Origin of the sequence: Halobacillus dabanensis, assembly GCF_900114165.1 — a bacterium.
Classification (GTDB): Bacteria; Bacillota; Bacilli; order Bacillales; family Halobacillaceae; genus Halobacillus; species Halobacillus dabanensis.
Genome location: NZ_FOSB01000014.1, coordinates 23,567 through 42,683 on the forward strand (window position 1 = coordinate 23,567; position 19,117 = coordinate 42,683).

General features: G+C 43.2%; 20 protein-coding genes. 15 read left to right on the forward strand and 5 right to left on the reverse strand.

The window, feature by feature from the left end; all coding sequences use genetic code 11:
- Positions 1-56: 56 nt before the first annotated feature.
- A complete protein-coding gene (locus BMZ58_RS18425) occupies positions 57-422 on the reverse strand; it encodes a hypothetical protein (RefSeq protein WP_075038072.1) in 366 nt (121 codons plus the stop codon).
- A gap of 627 nt (positions 423-1,049) precedes the next feature.
- Between BMZ58_RS18425 and BMZ58_RS18430 the strand changes: the two genes are divergently transcribed.
- The 5 genes from BMZ58_RS18430 (at position 1,050) to BMZ58_RS18450 (ending at position 6,189) form a co-directional block, all read left to right on the forward strand.
- Positions 1,050-2,000 carry an MBL fold metallo-hydrolase gene (locus BMZ58_RS18430; RefSeq protein WP_075038008.1) on the forward strand — a complete coding sequence of 317 codons (951 nt, stop codon included), beginning with the start codon at positions 1,050-1,052 and terminating at the stop codon, positions 1,998-2,000.
- 219 nt (positions 2,001-2,219) lie between these two features.
- Positions 2,220-3,929: a DNA-binding protein gene (locus tag BMZ58_RS18435; RefSeq protein ID WP_075038009.1), complete on the forward strand. Its 1,710-nt coding sequence runs from the start codon at positions 2,220-2,222 to the stop codon at positions 3,927-3,929.
- Between the two features lie 134 nt (positions 3,930-4,063).
- The gene (locus BMZ58_RS18440) at positions 4,064-4,447 is read left to right on the forward strand and encodes a carbonic anhydrase (protein WP_075038010.1); all 384 of its coding nucleotides are present in this window, start codon (positions 4,064-4,066) and stop codon (positions 4,445-4,447) included.
- A gap of 60 nt (positions 4,448-4,507) precedes the next feature.
- On the forward strand, positions 4,508-4,726 hold the full coding sequence (locus BMZ58_RS18445; RefSeq protein WP_075038011.1) for a hypothetical protein: 219 nt from the start codon (positions 4,508-4,510) through the stop codon (positions 4,724-4,726).
- Positions 4,727-5,064: 338 nt separating this feature from the next.
- Positions 5,065-6,189: an NAD(P)/FAD-dependent oxidoreductase gene (locus BMZ58_RS18450; protein WP_075038012.1), complete on the forward strand. Its 1,125-nt coding sequence runs from the start codon at positions 5,065-5,067 to the stop codon at positions 6,187-6,189.
- A gap of 127 nt (positions 6,190-6,316) precedes the next feature.
- On the opposite strand, the gene BMZ58_RS18455 is transcribed toward BMZ58_RS18450, so the two are convergent.
- Positions 6,317-6,733, reverse strand: coding sequence for a VOC family protein (locus tag BMZ58_RS18455; protein WP_075038013.1), 417 nt, complete (start codon positions 6,731-6,733; stop codon positions 6,317-6,319).
- 162 nt (positions 6,734-6,895) lie between these two features.
- On the opposite strand from BMZ58_RS18455, the gene BMZ58_RS18460 reads away from it, so the two are divergent.
- Positions 6,896-7,126: a hypothetical protein gene (locus BMZ58_RS18460; RefSeq protein ID WP_075038014.1), complete on the forward strand. Its 231-nt coding sequence runs from the start codon at positions 6,896-6,898 to the stop codon at positions 7,124-7,126.
- Between the two features lie 143 nt (positions 7,127-7,269).
- Here BMZ58_RS18460 and BMZ58_RS18465 read toward each other — a convergent pair whose 3' ends face one another.
- Positions 7,270-7,929, reverse strand: coding sequence for a type 1 glutamine amidotransferase domain-containing protein (locus BMZ58_RS18465; RefSeq protein ID WP_075038015.1), 660 nt, complete (start codon positions 7,927-7,929; stop codon positions 7,270-7,272).
- Between the two features lie 201 nt (positions 7,930-8,130).
- Here BMZ58_RS18465 and BMZ58_RS18470 point away from each other — a divergent pair, with 201 nt between their 5' ends.
- From BMZ58_RS18470 to BMZ58_RS18480, 3 genes are all read left to right on the forward strand, one after another.
- On the forward strand, positions 8,131-8,472 hold the full coding sequence (locus BMZ58_RS18470; RefSeq protein ID WP_075038016.1) for an ArsR/SmtB family transcription factor: 342 nt from the start codon (positions 8,131-8,133) through the stop codon (positions 8,470-8,472).
- Between the two features lie 14 nt (positions 8,473-8,486).
- Positions 8,487-10,565 carry a heavy metal translocating P-type ATPase gene (locus tag BMZ58_RS18475; protein WP_075038017.1) on the forward strand — a complete coding sequence of 693 codons (2,079 nt, stop codon included), beginning with the start codon at positions 8,487-8,489 and terminating at the stop codon, positions 10,563-10,565.
- Between the two features lie 269 nt (positions 10,566-10,834).
- Entirely contained in the window at positions 10,835-12,328 is a 1,494-nt protein-coding gene (locus BMZ58_RS18480) for a UDP-N-acetylmuramoyl-L-alanyl-D-glutamate--2,6-diaminopimelate ligase (protein ID WP_075038018.1), read from the forward strand.
- A gap of 330 nt (positions 12,329-12,658) precedes the next feature.
- On the opposite strand, the gene BMZ58_RS18485 is transcribed toward BMZ58_RS18480, so the two are convergent.
- Complete coding sequence (locus tag BMZ58_RS18485; protein WP_075038019.1) at positions 12,659-13,198, reverse strand: HD domain-containing protein; 540 nt, start codon at positions 13,196-13,198, stop codon at positions 12,659-12,661.
- A gap of 137 nt (positions 13,199-13,335) precedes the next feature.
- Between BMZ58_RS18485 and BMZ58_RS18490 the strand changes: the two genes are divergently transcribed.
- From BMZ58_RS18490 to uvsE, 6 genes are all read left to right on the forward strand, one after another.
- On the forward strand, positions 13,336-14,268 hold the full coding sequence (locus tag BMZ58_RS18490; protein ID WP_075038020.1) for a bifunctional riboflavin kinase/FAD synthetase: 933 nt from the start codon (positions 13,336-13,338) through the stop codon (positions 14,266-14,268).
- Between the two features lie 33 nt (positions 14,269-14,301).
- On the forward strand, positions 14,302-14,550 hold the full coding sequence (locus tag BMZ58_RS18495; RefSeq protein WP_075038021.1) for a YuzB family protein: 249 nt from the start codon (positions 14,302-14,304) through the stop codon (positions 14,548-14,550).
- 14 nt (positions 14,551-14,564) lie between these two features.
- Positions 14,565-15,053: a DUF1189 family protein gene (locus BMZ58_RS18500; RefSeq protein ID WP_075038022.1), complete on the forward strand. Its 489-nt coding sequence runs from the start codon at positions 14,565-14,567 to the stop codon at positions 15,051-15,053.
- A 253-nt stretch (positions 15,054-15,306) separates the two neighbouring features.
- Positions 15,307-16,143 carry an SAM hydrolase/SAM-dependent halogenase family protein gene (locus BMZ58_RS18505; RefSeq protein WP_075038023.1) on the forward strand — a complete coding sequence of 279 codons (837 nt, stop codon included), beginning with the start codon at positions 15,307-15,309 and terminating at the stop codon, positions 16,141-16,143.
- Between the two features lie 84 nt (positions 16,144-16,227).
- A complete protein-coding gene (locus BMZ58_RS18510; protein ID WP_075038024.1) occupies positions 16,228-17,052 on the forward strand; it encodes an aldo/keto reductase in 825 nt (274 codons plus the stop codon).
- Positions 17,053-17,181: 129 nt separating this feature from the next.
- On the forward strand, positions 17,182-18,138 hold the full coding sequence (gene uvsE, locus BMZ58_RS18515) for a UV DNA damage repair endonuclease UvsE (RefSeq protein WP_075038025.1): 957 nt from the start codon (positions 17,182-17,184) through the stop codon (positions 18,136-18,138).
- 70 nt (positions 18,139-18,208) lie between these two features.
- On the opposite strand, the gene BMZ58_RS18520 is transcribed toward uvsE, so the two are convergent.
- Positions 18,209-18,790, reverse strand: coding sequence for a CDP-alcohol phosphatidyltransferase family protein (locus tag BMZ58_RS18520; protein WP_075038026.1), 582 nt, complete (start codon positions 18,788-18,790; stop codon positions 18,209-18,211).
- Between the last annotated feature and the right edge of the window lie 327 nt (positions 18,791-19,117).

Sequence of the window (19,117 nt, forward strand, 5' to 3'; positions counted from 1 at the left end):
GTGGTTATTTGTTCCATGTAAATTGAGATAAGGGACATGGAATGGGAGACTAGTGCTTAATAGTAGTAAGGATACGGGTACGGATAGGCGTATGGTGGGTAGTACGGATATGGTCGAGCAAAGTACGGGAACAAGGCCAGTGAAGCCAACCCTGCAAGCGGGAACACCTCTCTACGGAAGCGACGGGCACGACGACGTCCGTAACCATATTGGCGGTCCTCTGAGTTATTACCATTTTCATCGACCATGACATCTTCACTTACTAAAATCGTCATATTGTTGTGGTCGACTTCTGTGATGATGCCATCGAAAGTGCGGCCGTCTTTCGTTTGGACCATCACATGGTAATTTTTCATTTTGTTGCACTGGTTGTAGGAAGGATTCATATGACCTTGGTGGTGCATATTTCGTTCTTCTGTCATTTTAATCAACTCCTCAGAATTCATGATATTCACCCAGCCCAAATGTGTGACAGCTCCTCCATACGAAAATCCATCTTCGATTAAAGTTGAACACTCAGTTTCGAGACATCTAGTGAAGTGCGAATGGGGGATGGGAAGCTTCTCGCTTTCCGCGGGGAAGACGGCAAGCCTCCTCGAGCTAAAGCTCTGCGGGGTCTCGCCAGTCTATCCTTTCCCGCAGGAGTCTCGTAGCTTCCCATCCCCCATTACCTTAATGAGTATCTCGAAACTGCTGGACGAACAGGACAGGAAGCTATAATAAAAGGCTGTCCAGCAAGTGTTCTCATCTCTTTTCCCCATTCATCAATAGATAGAATGGAGCGCGATTCCGACAGCTTAATCCGGCAAAGGGGCGGAAGGAAACGGTGAGACTCCTGTGGGATTAGCGTGACAGGTGAGCCCCCGCCCCACGGAAAGCGAGCTATTTCCTGTAGCCCCTAAATACACACAATATCTCGGAATCGAGTCTTCAAGAATACCGCCAGTTTATTGAAGAACTTTTGGGGGATGAACTTAAGAGAGAAAACGTTATCATTATGGTGGGGATTCTAGTAAACTAGAAGTAATTCATAAGGTGAGGTGAGAGGGATGGAGAAAAGAGCGCCGATGGATTTAGGAAATGACGTGTATTTGATTGATGGGTACGATTTAGGATTGGAAGGTCGAACAGGTACATATGTATTGATGGGAGATAAGGTCACCCTGGTGGAAACGGGGCCGAGCCCTTCTGTTCCAAGAGTACTAGCCGGTTTGGAAGAATTGGAAATTCCGAAAGAAAAAATTGAATATATTATTTTGACACATATTCATCTGGATCATGCTGGAGGAGCAGGTTTGCTTTTACAAGATTGTCCGAATGCAGAAGTTATCGTTCATGAAAAAGGCAAACGGCACTTGGCGAATCCATCTCGCTTGATAAAAGGGGCGCGTGCTGTTTATGGGGATGCGTTCGATGGACTTTTTGACCCTATTTTACCTATTCCAGAAGAAAAGTTGCATACAAAGGCAGATGGCGATACACTCCTGATTTCTGAAAATCGAACATTGACGTTCTATGATACGCCAGGTCACGCTAAACATCATCTGGGTATCCATGATTCATGGAGCAACGGCTTATTCACAGGAGATACATCTGGTATCCGCTATCACCAAACAGAAGATGTCGGGCTTACGTTTTATTTGCCGACGACTTCACCGAATCAGTTTGACCCAGAAGCGATGCTCCATTGTCTCGATCGTTTTCAAAATATGAACCCTTCTTGTTTGTATTTTGGGCACTTTGGCAAGGCAGAAAAGCCTAATCAAACGTTTGACCAAGTAAGAAAGCGGATTCCGATTTTCGTCAGTGAGGCAAAAGATGCTCTAGAGGAAAGGGCAGGGTTGCAAGGAATCCAAGACCGTCTTCATGATAGGGTCTCTTCTTATTTGAAAGAAAAGGGTGTCCCGGATGATCATCATGTCTATGAAGTATTGAAGCTCGACTTTGAAGTGTGTGCCATGGGGTTAGCCGATTATTTACAAAAGCAAAGCAGGACATGATTGGTCTGCATATTTCCACTGTTTCAGATTTTTACAAGATTCAATAAGCGAATTCTTGAAGTAGGTTGGGGCTAATCCAGGCATCTACCCCTTCGGATTCTTACGTCAATCCTCGCTGTGGAAAAAATAGTGAGGATTGAGTTGGTTTTTCACATATTAATGAAACAAAAGCACTGTGAGCTTCGTAAAGTATAGAGGAAAAAGGAGGAGGATACATAAATGATTGGTATTTTACTGACGACGGTCTTATCTTTTCTATTATTTTTGACCTTGTCGATCATCGTATATGTAAAGAACACAATGAGAAGAAAGAAAATCATGAAAACAACAATAGGGATATTGATTTTTGGTATTATTCTGATGTTCTTTGTGGTTTATGCCTTTATGCCAACGATTACCGTCCCGAACATGTTAATTCTGAATATAATTGTTGCTGTACTTTTTATCCCTTTAGTGTACGGGGGAGCAAAAGTTCCGGTGCAATATCAGACGATGCACCGCTCGCTTTCGGGTGTGATTGTTCTCGGTGTCGCTATTGCAGTAATAGGAGTTTTCATCTACAGCATTTTGGCGTTGCAAGATTCTTATGACAGCATTTCTAAGACAGAGGAAGAAGAAGCACGCCCTCTGAATGAGGACAATACACCGATTGCAGTTGCCCCAGAATCAGCAAGGAATAAAGTCCAAAAAGCGATGAGTGTCGTGCCGAACACTCAGTTTTATGATTTAGGGAAATTACAGGCCCAGCAGGTGGATGGAGAAATCGTCTATGTTGCTCCTGTTGAATTTTCCAGTTTTTGGAGGTACCTAAGGGGAAAAGAAACGGAAGGGTATTTCACGATTCCGGCGACCAACATCAATGCTCAACCAGAATTTATTGAAAGTAAAATGAGATATACGAATTCAAGCTTTTTCCATCACAATATTCAACGTGTCGTTTATGGAAAACATCCAGGTCATATCCAGAGCGGGGATGCGCAAATTGAAGTGGATGATGAAGGGAAACCCTGGTATGTGCAAACCATTTACAAACCGCTTCTCTTCTCAAACCGACCAGATATGGATGAAATCAAAGTCGCTATCGTCGATCCTGTTTCCGGTGCCATAGAAACTTATGACGCTGCAAAGGCTCCGGAATTCGTAGAAGGTGCTGTGAGTTCAGAGCTAGCCTCTATGGAAAATGAATATTTCGGAAAATATGTAAACGGATGGTTGAACTCAATTTTCGGTAAAAAAGACGTGAAGATTCCGAATGAAGCTGGGACCGAAAGTAGTGTCACACCAATTTTTAATGAAGACGGCGAGATGTTCTACTTTACCGATATGGCTTCACCGAAGGAAAATATTGATTCAGCTCTAGGGTATACGTTGGTTCATGCGAGAACTGGAGCGCTTACGTATTATAATGGCCAACAAAACCAGGGGATCATGGATAGTAAAGGGGCGAATCAAATAGTAAACAAGCAATACCCTGAAAAAAATTGGACAGGGACAATGCCCGTTCTTTACAACGTGGATGGACACCCGACTTGGGTTGTCAATGTACTAGATCCTAATGGTTTATTTAAGCAGTATGCATATATCAAAGCGAATGATTCCGACTTTGCTGTCTTTGGAGACACGGCCAAACAGACGCTGAATGCCTATCGTTTACAAATAGCCCAGGACCCGAGCGGTGTGGAAGGAAGTCAGGGAGTGGATTTAACAGAGAAATCTGGAACTGTTAACCGTGTCCTCGTTACTTCTACCGATTCCAGGCAATCCGTCCAGTTTTTATTGGAGGGGGAGACGACAATCTATACCGTCACTACAAGTAAGGCACCTCACGCAATATTTCTACAAGAGGGAGATCGGATAGAGATCCAGGCCCGCATTCGTGACAATGGAACTGCCACTGTTGAAGAAATGCAAATAGAAGGAATCAATTAAAGGGTAGAAGGTGAACTTCGGGTAGTCACCACTAGAGCCAACCCACTGTGATCATAAGCATGCTGGGGGTAGGCAGAGCGTTTAAGCTTTTGTTGTGATAGAATAAAAGTGAATTTTGTTGGGAGGGATTTATTATGGCTGAAAAGAATTTTGCAACAGCGATCAACTGTATGGATGGACGTGTACAGCTTCCAGTTATTCACTGGATGCAGGAACGTTATGGCACAGAGTACATTGATATGATTACAGAAGCAGGACCGACGAAATTTCTGTTAGAAGGATCAGAAGAACAGCTTAGATCTGTGAAAAAGAAAATTGATATTTCCGTAGATAAGCACGGATCTGGCGTGGTAGCTATTGTCGGTCACTATAACTGTGCAGGAAACCCGGTGGAACGAGAAGAAAAGGAAGGCCAAATCAAACAGTCTGTGGAACTTTTGAAATCCTGGGGCTTCCATGTTGATGTGGTTGGTTTATATGTGAACGACCAATGGGAAGTGGAAGTTGTGACAGGATAAAGGATTTTCCTTTCTTTTAGCGAATCATTCTTTATAGAAGATTCGTAAAGGGGTGGCGGTATGGAACAAGCAAGTTGGTTCGATTTCGTGGAAAAGGAACGGGATCCCGTTTACGTGGAATTAGAAAAATTGACAGAGAAGAACTGTCCAATCAAAATTGCTTCCTATACCGTCACGCTTAACTCTTTTAACTTGATTGAAATTGAAGGGGACGGTGTTCATGACTGTGTCAGTGACATCGATGCCTGTTACGCATACTTTTGTAAATGGAATAAATGATAAAAAGGCTCAGAGCTACCTACAGCGCTGAGTCTTTTTTTCCGCCCACATCCACCTCTACCTTTATCCGAAGTACTTTTTGAGTGGCACTCTCTTGGCGGGAGGGGGTTGAATCTCCTGCGGGATTGGATGGGCACGTAAGACTCCGTAGAGCTTTAGCTGTTTTGCCGCAAGCACCTAGAAGAGTGGCTGGTTCCCTGCAGCCCTAAATCTATTAATGCCTCGGGATCGAGTATTTTATTATCATGCTATTCAGCTGAGGGGAGTTTGTGTGGTGGAGGGGTTTTTATATACAATGAAAGTGCATGAATAAATAATTGATGAAAAGGTGTTTACCTATGAAAAAATATATCGTCGTAGGTGGTGGAGTTCTCGGAGCCTCTACTGCCTACCATTTGTCTAAAGAAGGTGTGGATGTGAAAATCATTGACCGGAAAGATGACGGTCAAGCGACGGAAGCAGCTGCCGGAATTGTATGCCCATGGTTAGCGCAAAGGCGTAATAAGCGCTGGTACCGGCTTGTAAAAGGAGGGGCACGATACTATCCTGAATTGATCCGCCAACTAGAAGAAGCGGGAGAGCATGAAACAGGATATCGCCGCGTCGGAGCGATCAGTTTACAAAGGGATGAAGAGAAACTGGAAAAAACGATGGAACGAGCAAAGAAGCGTCGGGAAGATGGAGCCCCTGAAATTGGTGAATTAACGAGGCTTTCATCAGAAGAAGCGAAAAAGCTTTTTCCACCACTTGCTGATGGATATGAAGCGATTCATGTGAGTGGGGCGGCCCGTGTAAATGGTAGAGAATTAAGAGATGCATTACTCCGTGTCGCTGAAAAAAATGGTGTGGAACGGATTCATGGCGATGCTTCTCTAACTTTTGAAGAAAATAAAGTGACAGGAGTAGAAGTAGATGGTATACACTATACAGCAGATGAAGTAATCGTTACTGCGGGGGCATGGGCAAAGCCGTTTTTGAAGCCATTGGGTATCCATTTTCTTGTTCATCCACAAAAAGCACAAATCGTCCATTTAGATATGGAACGGACAGAGACGAAGGACTGGCCGGTTATAATGCCACCGAACAACCAATATATGCTTTCTTTTGGCGGTGGACGTGTTGTCATAGGAGCTACTCATGAAACCGATGCTGGTTTTGATGGGCGTTCCACTGTTGGTGGTCTTCATTATGTTTTTGATAATGCTTTGGAAGTTGCGCCAGGGTTGTATGACAGTACCTTCGCGGAAACGCGTGTCGGTTTCAGACCTTTTACACCAGGATCCCTCCCGGTTTTCGGGGGGATACCTGAATGGAGCAATCTTTATGTGGCAAATGGCTTGGGCGCATCAGGGCTTACTTCCGGGCCGTTTTTGGGGCTGGAACTTGCCCGTCTAGTGCTTGGTAAAAAAACAGAACTTGATCCTGCTGATTATGATGTAGCGGAAGCGCTGGGATCAGAGTGAAATACTAAAAGAGACTGACTCAAAACCTTTTTAAAATAAATAAAACGCATGAAATCTGATTTGAAAATCTTGATTTCATGCGTTTTTATTGCTAATTGGCTATTTCCACTTATGTCCCTGCGTCTATTTATTTTTCTGGATAATCACAATATTCGATGATGGTCCCTTCCGTATCTGCAGGATTCAAGTAAATAAGACGACGGCCGTGCTTGTTAGTCCGTAAAGACCATTCAAGTGTACGAATACCATGTGCCTCCAGTTCTTCTAAAGCTTCATCGAGGTTCCCGACATCATAAGCGATATGATGAACGCCTTTTCCTTTTTGTTTGATGAAACGGGCAATAGGGGAAGTGGTATTGTTTGTCGGCATTAATAATTCTGTACGGTCTCCTTGTATATCAATGATGGCGATTTCGCTTTCGACGCCTTTTGCCTCACTTCTATAACGATCGATCAAAACTCCACCGAGTACGTTGGTATAAAAAGTGATGCTATCCTCGAGGTTGCGAACAGCAACGCCTATATGGTCTAACTTCTTTTCCACTTGTCATTCTCCTCTGTTACAAAGTTGGCATCATTTTAACATACATGAAGCCTAAGCCTCTCATCAGGTGCCCTGGGTATCCGCCTCTTTTCGCAAAAATCTATCAAAAAGTACAAGCTGATTTTCCCTCTACTACATAAAGTGGAGCAGGAGGTGAACTTTATGCCTGCCTGGATCAGCAATAGTTTCAAAGTCCTTTCTTCTATAGTCATGAATGTTGTTACAATGCTAGCATTGCTTATTGCTGTCATCTACACTTTAGCCACAGGGTTTTCGTTGATGAAAGGGGGACTAGTTCTCGGTCTTTTGGCTGTATGGCTTTTGTCCTTCATTTGTATCGCCCGCAAGGTTTACAGTTATTTGTTCGGTGTATGGAAAGATGACGATGAATAACTGGAAAAAAGGGGCATAGACAAAACTCTATCTGAACGAAATAACGCGGGAAATCAGCATATAAAACCCTGATTTCCCGCGTTATTAATTCGTATTTGGAAGGACTGGCAGTAAAGTTATACTTGAATCCCAGCTTCTTCTTCTTAATTTAATTGTTTGATGACCTCTTTCGCGACAGCTTCTGTGGATTGTGGGTTTTGCCCCGTAATCAAGTTGCCGTCTATTTCATAATACTCGGACCAGTTTGGACCACTTACAAAGGTTGCGCCAAGTTCGTGAAGCTTACTTTCGAGTAAGAAAGGCATGTGGGAATCGAGTGTCGTCTCCACTTCTTCTGCGTCGGTAAATGCATTGACACGCTTTCCTTTGACGAGCGGTTCGCCATTCGAGAGTGTAGCACCAACAAGCCCAGCTGGTCCGTGGCAGACAGCGGCAACGATTTTATCCGCTTCATAAAAGTTTCGAAGCAGCTTTTGTAACTTTTCATTATCCGGAAAATCAAACATCGTTCCGTGACCACCTGGTAAGAAAATAGCATCATAATCTTCAGCTTCCACATCCGCAATCGGTGTCGTATTTTCTAAATATGGTTTGGTGTCGAGGATTTCTTGTGGTTCGTCTTCGCTTACACTACCGGGATCAACAGGTGCCCGTCCACCCTGAGGACTTGCAACGGTTACCTCATATCCATGTTTGTTGAATTCGTTATAAGCCTCCCCGAATTCGGATAACCAAATTCCAGTTGGCAACTCATCTTTAATTTTTTCGTGGTTCGTGACCACCATCAATACTTTTTTAGCCATAATCTTATTCCTCCTCTGATAGTGAATGAATGCCATTTTAATATGTGAATCTTAAGAGTGACAACAAATCTGTTTTGATATAAATTTTTCCCGCTTTGAAATGAATGAAACATAGGTGATGTTTCGTTGACAAAAAAGGTGTAAGAGCATACGATAAATGTATATATGAATATATGCGCATATAAGAAAGGTGTCGATATCGTGAGCAAAGAAAACAATAATAAAAAAGAAGAAATTGATCGCACAGAGGTAGAAGAGCTTGATGAAGAGACGTTATTCGTCGTCTCCCAAACATTCAAAGCATTATCCGATCCTACGCGTATCAGGATTTTACACTTACTATGTGAACAAGAAATGTCTGTGAACCAAATTGCCGATACATTGGAATTGCGCCAATCGACCGTTTCGCACCAATTAAGGTTTCTGAAGAATCTACGCTTGGTCAAATATCGGAGGGCAGGTACAACATTATTTTATTCCCACGATGATGAGCACGTCATCGATCTTTTGCAACAAACAATCAAGCACGCTCTTCACCATTAAAGGGGAGAAAAAGAATGAAAGAATATAAACTGCAGGGCTTATCCTGTGCCAACTGCGCTCAAGAAATCGAAGAAGAAATTAAGAAGCTGCACCACGGGGAAGGGTCTCAGGTCAAATTCTCATCAAGTAAGTTAGTACTGGATGATGAGGTGGATTTAAAAAAGGTACGCCAGATATTGAAAACGGATGGAGCGATGCTTGTAGAGGAAGAATCGGAAGGCGAACAGGAGCATGCCCATACACATGGTTCGAATATGAAGCAACTCGTCATTATCTCATCATTGATTTTCGGGGCTACCTTTCTGCTGCAACATATTGTGCCACCATTTGTATTGATAATGATGTATTTATCCGCTATTGCCATTAGTGGTTATCAGACGTTTTGGAAAGGTTTAAAAAACTTGATTCGCCTGAAATTCAATATTGATACGCTCATGACCATCGCTTTGATTGGTGCAGTAGCGATTGGGGAGTGGAAAGAAGCAACCCTTGTAGCGATATTGTTCGGTTTGAATGAATATTTAGAAGGGCTTGGGATGGAAAAGGCCCGCCGTTCCATGGAAAAGTTGCTGAAAGTAGCTCCAAAACAGGCGACAAGAGTGTTGCCTGACGGGGACGAAGAGGTTGTCGGTATTGAAGATTTACAAACAGGAGACACCGTCCTTGTCAAAGCTGGAGAAAAAATCCCTTCTGATGGTCGCATCGTTTCTGGTTATAGTTCAGTAAACGAAGCTGCTATCACCGGCGAATCATTGCCTGTCGATAAACGCCCCGGAGAAGATTTGTACGGGGGAAGTATTAATAACGAGGGCCTATTGAAAGTAAAAATCACAAAAGTTTACAGCGATTCTTCCCTTGCGAAAATTCTCCGTCTTGTAGAAGAAGCACAAGACAGAAAGACTCCTACAGAATTATTCATTAATCGCTTTGCCAAGTACTATACACCCTTGATTATGGTGGTTGCAGGGCTAGTAATGATCCTGCCTCCACTAATCTTTTCCACTCCATGGGGAGCATCCTTTTATCAAGGGCTTGCCGTACTCATAGTCGGGTGTCCATGCGCCCTAATTTTGTCATCCCCAATTGCGATTCTTTCTGGTATTACGAAAAATGCCCGCAATGGAATTTTAGTAAAAGGTGGGGTCTTCCTCGAACAACTTGGTAAAGTGGAGAGCATAGCCTTTGATAAAACAGGAACCCTCACGAAAGGAGAACCTGAAGTCCAGGCAGTACGGACATATGAGGAAGAGCGCTTTTACACCATTGCTCGTTCGATTGAAAAAAATTCATCCCACCCGATAGCAGCAGCGATTTTAAAAGAGCCGCGCGTGCAAGAAGCACCAATTGCAGAACCATCCTCTGTTGATACAATTCCTGGAAAAGGTGTGGAAGCGGTGGTGGAAGGCCAGACCTACTATGTGGGTAGTGAGCAAACGTTATTCCACCTGGAAATAACTGATTCTGTAAAGGAAGATATCCAAGAGCTGAAGCGCCAGGGATATACGCTTGTCATTGTATCCGATGAAAAGGCTGTACTCGGTGTGTTCGGAGTTGCAGATGAAGTGAGGGAAGAGAGTCGATCTTTAATGGCTCGTCTTCATTCTCTCGGAATCAAGCATACCATCATGCTGACAGGTGATCATGAAAAGACAGCAGAGAAAGTCGCAAGGGAAATTGGCGTGACAGATGTCCACGCACAACTCCTTCCTCATCAGAAGGTGGATAAGGTGAATGAACTGAAACAATCATCACGGCTGGCTATGATTGGTGACGGAATTAACGACGCACCAGCACTTGCTATGGCGGATTTGGGAATTGCGATGGGAAAAGGGACGGATAGCGCAATTGAAACGGCTGATATCGTTCTCATGCAAGATCACCTTGGGAAACTTCCAAATGCGTTCAAAATTGCAAAACGGGTCAATGCAATCGTGAAATGGAACATCTCGATTGCATTAGGATTGAAAGCAATCGCATTATTGCTCACTATTCCAGGTTTGCTAACCCTCTGGTTCGCCATACTTGCAGATATGGGAGCGACGATCTTCGTTACCTTGATCAGCCTGACTGTTTTGCTTATGAAAGACGAGTGAATGGAATTATTTACCACACCAGGTCATCCAAAATATGGATGACCTGGTGTGGTTTTATTTGGAAAATATCATGGTATATAGCCTAGTTTTTCTTATATATATAGTTTTGTGTTTATGAGCTGTGTTTGAGCGGGTAAAACTCAAAAGATTATACTAATTGATTTCGGTAAAAAGTGGCTCTGCTTCCGTAAAAACAAATAGCGGTGAGTACATACTTTTACTGAGAAAAGACGACGCTAAAATATATATTTATAGTGAGGAAAATAGCTATGCAAATACCATATGACCAAATCCGAAAATTTCATATAGAGAAGATTTACGGCCCTTTACAGCAAAAAGTGTCCTCGCTTGCCTTCCATTCAAAAAAAGTAGAGCCACACTCAGCGTTCTTTTGTCTTGAAGGGGAAAACTTCGATGGCCACGAGTATGTAGAAGAAGCGCTCGGACGAGGGGCGACCGTTATTATTGGAACTAATGAGAAGTTGTTCATAGAACTACAGCAAATATATGATCAGACGACTTTTCTCCTGGTGGACAATGTACGCTCTATGATGGCGACATTTTCCAAACATTATTTTGGTGCAGCCGATGAAGAATTGAAAACAATCGGTGTTACAGGCACAAATGGAAAAACAACGGTGGCGGCTTACATCCGATCTCTACTGACATTATTAGGTTTGCCGACAGGATCTGTTGGAACGACTGGAATCTGGTCATCCACACGGAAATTACAGTATAAGAAAAGCACCCCGACGACGCCAGAATCACTTGACTTGCACCGTATCTTTCGTGACCTGCGCAATCTTGGTGATGAGGGAGCGGTTATGGAAGTTTCGTCGATTGCGCTCGATCAGTGCCGTGTAGAAGGCATTCAATTTGATGTAGCTGTGCATACCAATTTTTCCGAAGAGCATCTGGAATATCACAAGACTGTGGAGCATTACCGGGAGTGTAAGCTGAGACTATTCAAGCAGGCTAATCATCGAGTTGTTAACGTGGATGATGATGGGATGGCAGCAGAGTTATTAAAATTAGGCGGGGAAAACCTGATCACATACAGCACCGAAGGACATCCTGATGCCGATTTGAGTGCTGCCAATATTGAGATCATGGAAAAAGGCTCCCTTTTCGATCTGCATTATCAAGGACAAACCGAAACTATTTTCGTACCGGTTTATGGAACATACAATGTCGCGAACGTACTATCTGCTGTAGCTGCAGCGCTCCACCTCGGTTTTATGTGGGCGGACATCCTTACAGTATTACCGAAGTTAACTGGTCCTGAAGGGCGATTCCAAGTGATTGGGACACCACTGAATCAGAAGGTGATTCTTGACTATGCCCATACTCCTGTCGCTTTGAACCGTCTCTTGGAAGAAGTGAAAAAGTTGGAGTATCGTCGATTAATCGTTATGATTGCCGGTGTTGGTATACGTGATTTTAACAAAATGCCGAAGATGGCAGCGGAGATTGAAGGAAAGGCGGATGAAGTGATCGTGACAGTCGATCATCCAGGTCCTCATGATCCACAACTTATTGTCGATCAAGTGGTAACAGGTTTCCGTGAACCATACGCACAGAATATACATCGGACACTGAATAGAGCAGAAGGTGTTCGACAATCCATGAAACTGGGGGGCGAAGGAGATATTATTCTTTTGACCGGGGGTTGTATAAACAATGCTCAAATAGTAAAAGGGGAAGAGATTCCACATTCTGATGAAGAAATTATTGAGAACTTCTTTTCGCAAGTAGCTCAATGAAAAAATCCAGTCTCTTTTAGTAGAGGCTGGATTTATATTTGGAGATATCTCATTATATAAGTCTTTTCCCTTTTATAAGAACAGGGCAAAGAAAAATGTCGCTTCTCTGTCCTGTTGTTCTTAAGCATGTCGAGGCTGTACAAGCCATCTGCACCTTTCATCAGTCCAGTTAGTACGTCCCTAAGCAGTGTGCCTCCACACTTAATATTATCCGGCAGCGAGGGCCAGACACTCGAGGTCATAAGCCAATCCGGTATGGGGGGAAAAACCATCCCCAACACGGCTTTGCTTATGCTTGTCGTGTCTCCCCGGCCCTCTCCACACTTAATATTAATCAAACGTTTGTTTAATTAGTTTTTTGTATTGGTGGAAGTAGTTGGGGATTTGGTCGGGGGTTAGTCCTTGGGTCATGGCTTCTGCGATGGATTGGTTATACCACTTTTGGGATTCACAGCCTGCGTTAAAATTGGACCAGACGGCATCTCCGTGTCTTTCAAGCTCTTTTTGTAAAGATTTTAAGTTATCAAGCTTATCGGCGACAATTAAGGCTTTCACTTCGAAAGAGCCTTGCCGTACTGTTTCAATTGTATGTTGTTTTCTTTCTTGCCAGGGCTTCGTTTTATCTTCGGTATGAGCTGCCACTAGGCTTTTAACGGTTGGGCCGAAATGGTTTTCGATGTCTGTCAATGTATAATCTGTATCTTCTACTACATCGTGTAGATAACCTGCGCAAATGAGTTCCTTGCTATATCCTTCTTTCCGAAGTGTTTCCGCGACACGAATAGGGTGTACAATATAATCTTCTTGGGAATTTTTCCGCTTCTGTCCCTGATGGGCTTTGGTGGCGAAATGTTTTGCTTTCTCAATCATGTTGGGCCCTCCTTTTTGTTTATGATAACAAAAAAAGGGGCAGAATCATTGCAAAAAGCTGGTAAGGTTGATTTAATTAGAATGGATATTATATAATTAATAGGTTTAATCAACAGGTTGAAGGGGATGCTTTGCAGATGGAAATGATTGAAGTACAAGGACAACCGCCTCACAACTCAGAGTCCGTAGTGCTGATTATTGGGAAAATGGATGGTGTCCATTTAGGGCATCAGTCTCTTCTCAAGGAAGCGGAAAGGCTTGCTACCGAGGAAGATAAGATCGCTGTTTATGGTTTTTCGGATCACCCGAAATGGGTGCTCAGAGGCGATGAATCGTTCAAATATTCATTATCGACGATCGAAGATAGACAAGCGCGCTTAGAGCAATTCGGTGTCGACCGATATTATCACGTCCATTTTACAAAAGAATATGCAAAGACATCTCCTGAGGAGTTCGTGCTAAAGCATTTGAACCAGTTGAATGTCCGTCATGTCATCGTCGGCGAAGACTTCCGGTTTGGAAAAGGAAGAGGCTCAGATGCTGAGGGGTTGGCAGAGCTTTGCCGGGAGATCGGAGCGGATGTCTCCATCGTTTCAGGTGTCATGCTTCACGACAGAAAGGTAAGCAGTACCGACATCCGGGATCACGTATCTCAGGGGCGCATGGAAGCGGCACAGGCTATGCTTGGTCGTCCTTTTGAGATTACAGGTGTTGTTGAAAAAGGGGAACAGCTCGGCAGACAGCTCGGTTTCCCGACATTGAACGTTGGTGGGATCGGAGATTATGTCAAAGTAAAACCTGGGGTGTATCTCGGCCTTGTAAAGAAAGTCCAGGAAGCACCTGAATACTATTACACATTGATCAGCGCTGGGTACCGACCGACGGTGAATGGCGATTCGTATAAAGTGGAAGCATATCTTTTAGATTTTTCCGGGGATTTCTATGGCCAGAAAGTAACCGTCCAATTTCTGCGTCACATGAGAGACGAAGAGAATTTTGATGGAATGGATGTGCTAATAGAACAGATGCATCAAGATGAAAAAAACGCCCGTGCGATTTTAGGCTTGTGAAAATTACAGACACCTTAGAAAGGAGTACACACCATGGGGATTGTAGTTGTCGAAGTATGTGATGGTAACTTGATCAATGAATTGGATATTGAAGGTATCATTGAATCCGAATACCCGGAAGTGGCGGTACTTATGAATGAATGTCTGTCTTATTGCGGGATGTGTGCGCTTCGCCCGTATGCCCTCGTTAATAACACTCGTGTGTTTGCTAAAACTCCAGAAGAGGCATTGGAAAAAATACGGGCCAAAATTGAAGAAGAATTAGCTATTTACGCAGAGTAAGGTAGGAGAAGATGATGGGGTTTCTTGATTCACTCATGAACAGTTTGCGCTTGCCGAAAAAAGAGGCGATGTTCCATTTGAACCGGAAAGGGATCACCAACACGATCGGCTATTTGTTCGTGTTGTTACTGTTGCTCTTTTTGCCAGATATGATTACGTCGATCATTCATTTGGAAACGAACGTGACAGAGGTTTCCCGTGGGATGTATATCATCCAGTTTTTAGTTTTTTACCCATTACTGATTGTATTTCTCATTTTGGTTGGGGTTTCGATTTTAGCTGGTGGAGGGCTGTTGATGCGTAAGGTTCTATCACGGAAGCTTACCTATCAGCAATTATGGAAACTGACTGCCTATGCTTCTACTCTCCCGCTTATTCTTAGCGTATTATTAAAATATTTAACGGTGCCTGATGCATTCAGTGCACTGATTTTCATAACGATCTTTTTGTACTATATGTACCGGATGATCACCATTTACCCGAAAGTACCAGTGAAACCTTGAGTTTCTTCTGGTACTTTTTCTTGTTTAGGAAATTAAAATGTATTTTTAACTTAATGGTGTAGACCCCATCCTGCTTTGGCACCCAGTCTCCTCGCGCGATAAGCAATCCGTTCTGTGGAAGGGCAGGCTACCTTTCCGGTCTGTTTTGTTTAAGCGTTTTGTGTCTTTTAGGGCGCCTGTGCTTTTGTTCATTTGCTTTTTTAAGAAGTATTATTTAGAATATTCATTATTTAGTAAAAAAGGAGCGGAAACGATGACAAGAGCTTTAGTCCTGCAATCAGATTTTGGAATTAGTGATGGAGCGGTGAGTGCTATGCATGGTGTGGCTCATTCTGTGGACCATCAATTATCGATCTTTGATTTGACTCACGATATTCCACCTTTCAATATTTGGGAAGGTTCTTATCGGTTGTGGCAAACGATCGCTTATTGGACAAAAGGGACCGTTTTTGTGTCGGTCGTTGACCCAGGTGTCGGTTCCACAAGGAGAAGTATCGGGGTGAAAACAGGTTCCGGCCATTATGTCATCACACCTGATAACGGAACATTGACCCATGTTTCTCGGACAGAGGGGATTGTAGAAGTGAGGGAAATCGATGAAAAAGTGAACCGCCTGCCGCGCTCTGGGGAATCCTACACTTTTCATGGGCGTGATATCTATGCTTACACAGGGGCGCGGTTAGCTGCTGGGGTCATTAATTTTGAAGAAATCGGCCCTGCGCTCGATCCTGCTTCATTAGAACGTATTCCGGTAAAAGACCCCGAGGTAGGAGAAACCTCAGCATCTGGAATTATTGATATCCTCGATATTCGCTTTGGCAATTTGTGGACGAACATCCCACGCGACTTTTTCAACATGATAGATGTTCGGTATGGAGACACCCTCAAGGTGACAATCACTCATAACGGAGACGAAGTATACCGCAATTCGATGACGTTTGGTCGTTCATTTGCCGATACTCATAAAGGAGAGCCGCTCGTCTATGTGAATTCATTAGATAATCTGGCGGTTGCGATTAATCAGGGGTCGTTTGCCCGTGCCTATAATATACGCACAGGATCGAATTGGACAATTGATTTTGAAAAATGAGCCATGAGCAAAATAAAAGCCAGCACCTGGGCTGTTATGCTACACTGTTTTTGAGAAACCTTTACAAGAAAAGGAGAATGATCAATGAAAACAGTTACGCTACATAGCACCATTGAAATGCCTCAACTAGGTTTTGGTGTTTGGCAAGTAGAAGAAAAAGATGCGGTGCCTGCTGTTACAAAAGCTATTGAAACAGGATATCGTTCGATTGATACAGCTGCGATTTACGGCAATGAAAAACAAGTCGGTGAAGCAATCCGCCAGAGTGGTGTAGCTCGTGACGAATTGTTCATTACGACGAAGGTCTGGAATACGGACCAGGGCTATGAAAACACATTGAAGGCTTTAGAAACAAGTCTTGATAAGCTGGGTCTCGACTATGTGGATCTTTATTTGATCCATTGGCCGACGCCAGAATACGATGAATATGTAGAAACCTATAAAGCGCTTGAACAGTTGCAAAAAGATGGAAAAGTGAAGGCGATTGGCGTTTGTAATTTTGATATCGACCACTTGCAGCGTTTGTTGGACGAGTGTGAAGTGAAGCCTGCAGTCAACCAGGTGGAGTGCCATCCATATCTCGCTCAAAATGAACTGAAAGACTTCTGCCGCGACAATGGGATTCTTCTTGAAGCATGGAGTCCATTGATGCAAGGTGGGGAAGTGCTGAAGGATGATGTCGTGCAGTCCATTGCGGAAAAACACGGCAAGACTTCCGCTCAAGTCATTATTCGTTGGCACCTGCAGAACGACACTGTCGTTATTCCGAAATCTATCACACCTGCACGTATCGAAGAGAACTTCGACGTATTTGATTTCCAATTGACAGCGGACGATATGGCTGCCATCAATCAATTGGATCGTGGCGAACGTAAAGGCCCGAAACCATCTGAAATGAACGTAAGATAAACAAAAAAGGCTGCCGGCTTCGGCAGTCTTTTTTTAATGAAAACACATCCACACCTATCCCCATGTTATTCCCAGAGTAAATGGGGAATATAAAAAGGTCTATCTTTTTATTGATAAAGGGGTCTTTTTATGATTATTCGGTTCGGTTATGTTTCACACGCATTAAATTTATGGGAAGCGACACCTGCCAAAACGATGACATTTTCTCGTTATCAAAAATTGGGGCATGAAGCAGCGATCGATCAACTTCATCGGATTGCGGAGATGAATCTGGAGAGAACGCTAAGGATTATACACTACAATATCGCTCATGAGATTAAGCTTTATCGCTTTTCATCTTCCATTATTCCACTCGCCACCCATCGTGAAGTGGAGTGGGATTACATCAAACCTTTTCGTCATCTCTATGAGAAGATTGGTCGGCTTGTCCAGAAACATAAGATGAGAACCAGCTTTCATCCGAACCAGTTTACCTTGTTCACCAGCGACCGCTCCCATGTGACAGATAATGCGGTTCAAGATATGGAATACCATTATGCGGTGTTGAAAGCAATGGGCCTTCACCTTGAGTCACACATCAACTTGCATGTAGGAGGGGCTTATGGAGATAAAAAGGCTGCAGTCGGAAGATTTCATGAGAATTTAAAAAAACTCCCTAAACGGATTAAAAAGCAGATGACTCTTGAAAACGATGATAAGACATACACAGCATCGGAAACATTGGATGTATGTGAAAAAGAAGACATTCCCATGATGCTTGACTATCATCATTATATGGCCAATCATTCAGAAGAAGAGTCATTGGGAGCAATACTGCCCCGCTTTTATCGCACGTGGGATCAACTTGGAATGCCGCCTAAAATGCATATATCCTCACCAAAGTCAGACAAAGCCTACAGAAGTCATGCAGACTATGTAGACCCTCAATTCATTCGTCCACTACTAAAAAAGCTGAAGGAGTTAGAAACCCCCGTTGACTTCATGATAGAGGCGAAAGAGAAAGACCGTGCGCTTTTGAAGCTTGTAGAAGATTTCGCTAAAATCCGAGGGGTTAAAAGAGTGGGGGAAGCAACATTAGAACTATAAGAAATAAAGAGGGAAGTGGGGCACCACATCTGTAAGGTGCTCCACTTCCTCTTTCAAGAGAAGAAAATTCCTATTGGAGGATTCGTTTGGCTTCCATAAAGCGCTGAACCCCTGTGAAAGTCTCGACCACAAAGAATAACAATGTTGTCCAGAAAAGATAGCTCGGTAACAGTAACATGATGCTGAAAAGCACAAATCCCTCTGTCCGCTCAGCAAGACCGGCCTGATAATAAAAAGATTTGATTCCTGCTTTTTCAGAAACAGCTCCGACCACTAAAAAAATCGTCATAGAAAAAATAATTGATACACTGAGGAGAAGCAATGGCCATAAAACTTCGGGATGAACGTAACCAATGGCGATAATTATCCCAATTTCTACAATGCGATCGAACGTTATATCCATCACCGTTCCGAAGGGCGATGTTTTTGTGTTCCGCGCCATCGTCCCATCTACCGCATCCAAGAAGCCAGATAGCCATAAAAAAGTGACTGCAAGGGTGGGGTATCCAAGTACATACAGAAAACTTGTAGCAACTCCTACAAATAATGCAACAACAGTGATTTCATTTGCTGTACGTCCTTTTTTCAAAAAGTAAGAGGCTGTTTGATTTATGGAAGGTTGAATGAACTTCCTTGCGTGCGTATCAAGCATAAAGTACACCTGCTTTTTCAAAATATAACAGTGGACTGAAAAATAAAATACCTTAATCGTCCTCCCCTTAGACAATAGCACAGGATTGATAGGGAAAGAACCATTAAATGTGTAAGCTGGACTCCATGTTATGCACTGCACTGGATATTTGTCAGTACCTCGATGATGTATAGTCTCCCTTTAGTCAATACATTGAACCCAAAACCTGATAAAGGAGAATAGAATATCCATGACTTGAAAGGGGTGCGGCAGATGTATGGAAAGAATGGAAAGAATTAATAATGAATCCCTTCCCCCTCCTATGTTACTTTATTAGAGATTAAAGAT

Coding starts and splice junctions, on each gene's coding strand:
- BMZ58_RS18425 (WP_075038072.1), bottom strand. CDS start 422: ATGACAGAAGAACGAAATATGCACCACCAAGGTCATATGAATCCTTCC.
- BMZ58_RS18430 (WP_075038008.1), top strand. CDS start 1,050: ATGGAGAAAAGAGCGCCGATGGATTTAGGAAATGACGTGTATTTGATT.
- BMZ58_RS18435 (WP_075038009.1), top strand. CDS start 2,220: ATGATTGGTATTTTACTGACGACGGTCTTATCTTTTCTATTATTTTTG.
- BMZ58_RS18440 (WP_075038010.1), top strand. CDS start 4,064: ATGGCTGAAAAGAATTTTGCAACAGCGATCAACTGTATGGATGGACGT.
- BMZ58_RS18445 (WP_075038011.1), top strand. CDS start 4,508: ATGGAACAAGCAAGTTGGTTCGATTTCGTGGAAAAGGAACGGGATCCC.
- BMZ58_RS18450 (WP_075038012.1), top strand. CDS start 5,065: ATGAAAAAATATATCGTCGTAGGTGGTGGAGTTCTCGGAGCCTCTACT.
- BMZ58_RS18460 (WP_075038014.1), top strand. CDS start 6,896: ATGCCTGCCTGGATCAGCAATAGTTTCAAAGTCCTTTCTTCTATAGTC.
- BMZ58_RS18465 (WP_075038015.1), bottom strand. CDS start 7,929: ATGGCTAAAAAAGTATTGATGGTGGTCACGAACCACGAAAAAATTAAA.
- BMZ58_RS18475 (WP_075038017.1), top strand. CDS start 8,487: ATGAAAGAATATAAACTGCAGGGCTTATCCTGTGCCAACTGCGCTCAA.
- BMZ58_RS18480 (WP_075038018.1), top strand. CDS start 10,835: ATGCAAATACCATATGACCAAATCCGAAAATTTCATATAGAGAAGATT.
- BMZ58_RS18485 (WP_075038019.1), bottom strand. CDS start 13,198: ATGATTGAGAAAGCAAAACATTTCGCCACCAAAGCCCATCAGGGACAG.
- BMZ58_RS18490 (WP_075038020.1), top strand. CDS start 13,336: ATGGAAATGATTGAAGTACAAGGACAACCGCCTCACAACTCAGAGTCC.
- BMZ58_RS18495 (WP_075038021.1), top strand. CDS start 14,302: ATGGGGATTGTAGTTGTCGAAGTATGTGATGGTAACTTGATCAATGAA.
- BMZ58_RS18500 (WP_075038022.1), top strand. CDS start 14,565: ATGGGGTTTCTTGATTCACTCATGAACAGTTTGCGCTTGCCGAAAAAA.
- BMZ58_RS18505 (WP_075038023.1), top strand. CDS start 15,307: ATGACAAGAGCTTTAGTCCTGCAATCAGATTTTGGAATTAGTGATGGA.
- BMZ58_RS18510 (WP_075038024.1), top strand. CDS start 16,228: ATGAAAACAGTTACGCTACATAGCACCATTGAAATGCCTCAACTAGGT.
- uvsE (WP_075038025.1), top strand. CDS start 17,182: ATGATTATTCGGTTCGGTTATGTTTCACACGCATTAAATTTATGGGAA.
- BMZ58_RS18520 (WP_075038026.1), bottom strand. CDS start 18,790: ATGCTTGATACGCACGCAAGGAAGTTCATTCAACCTTCCATAAATCAA.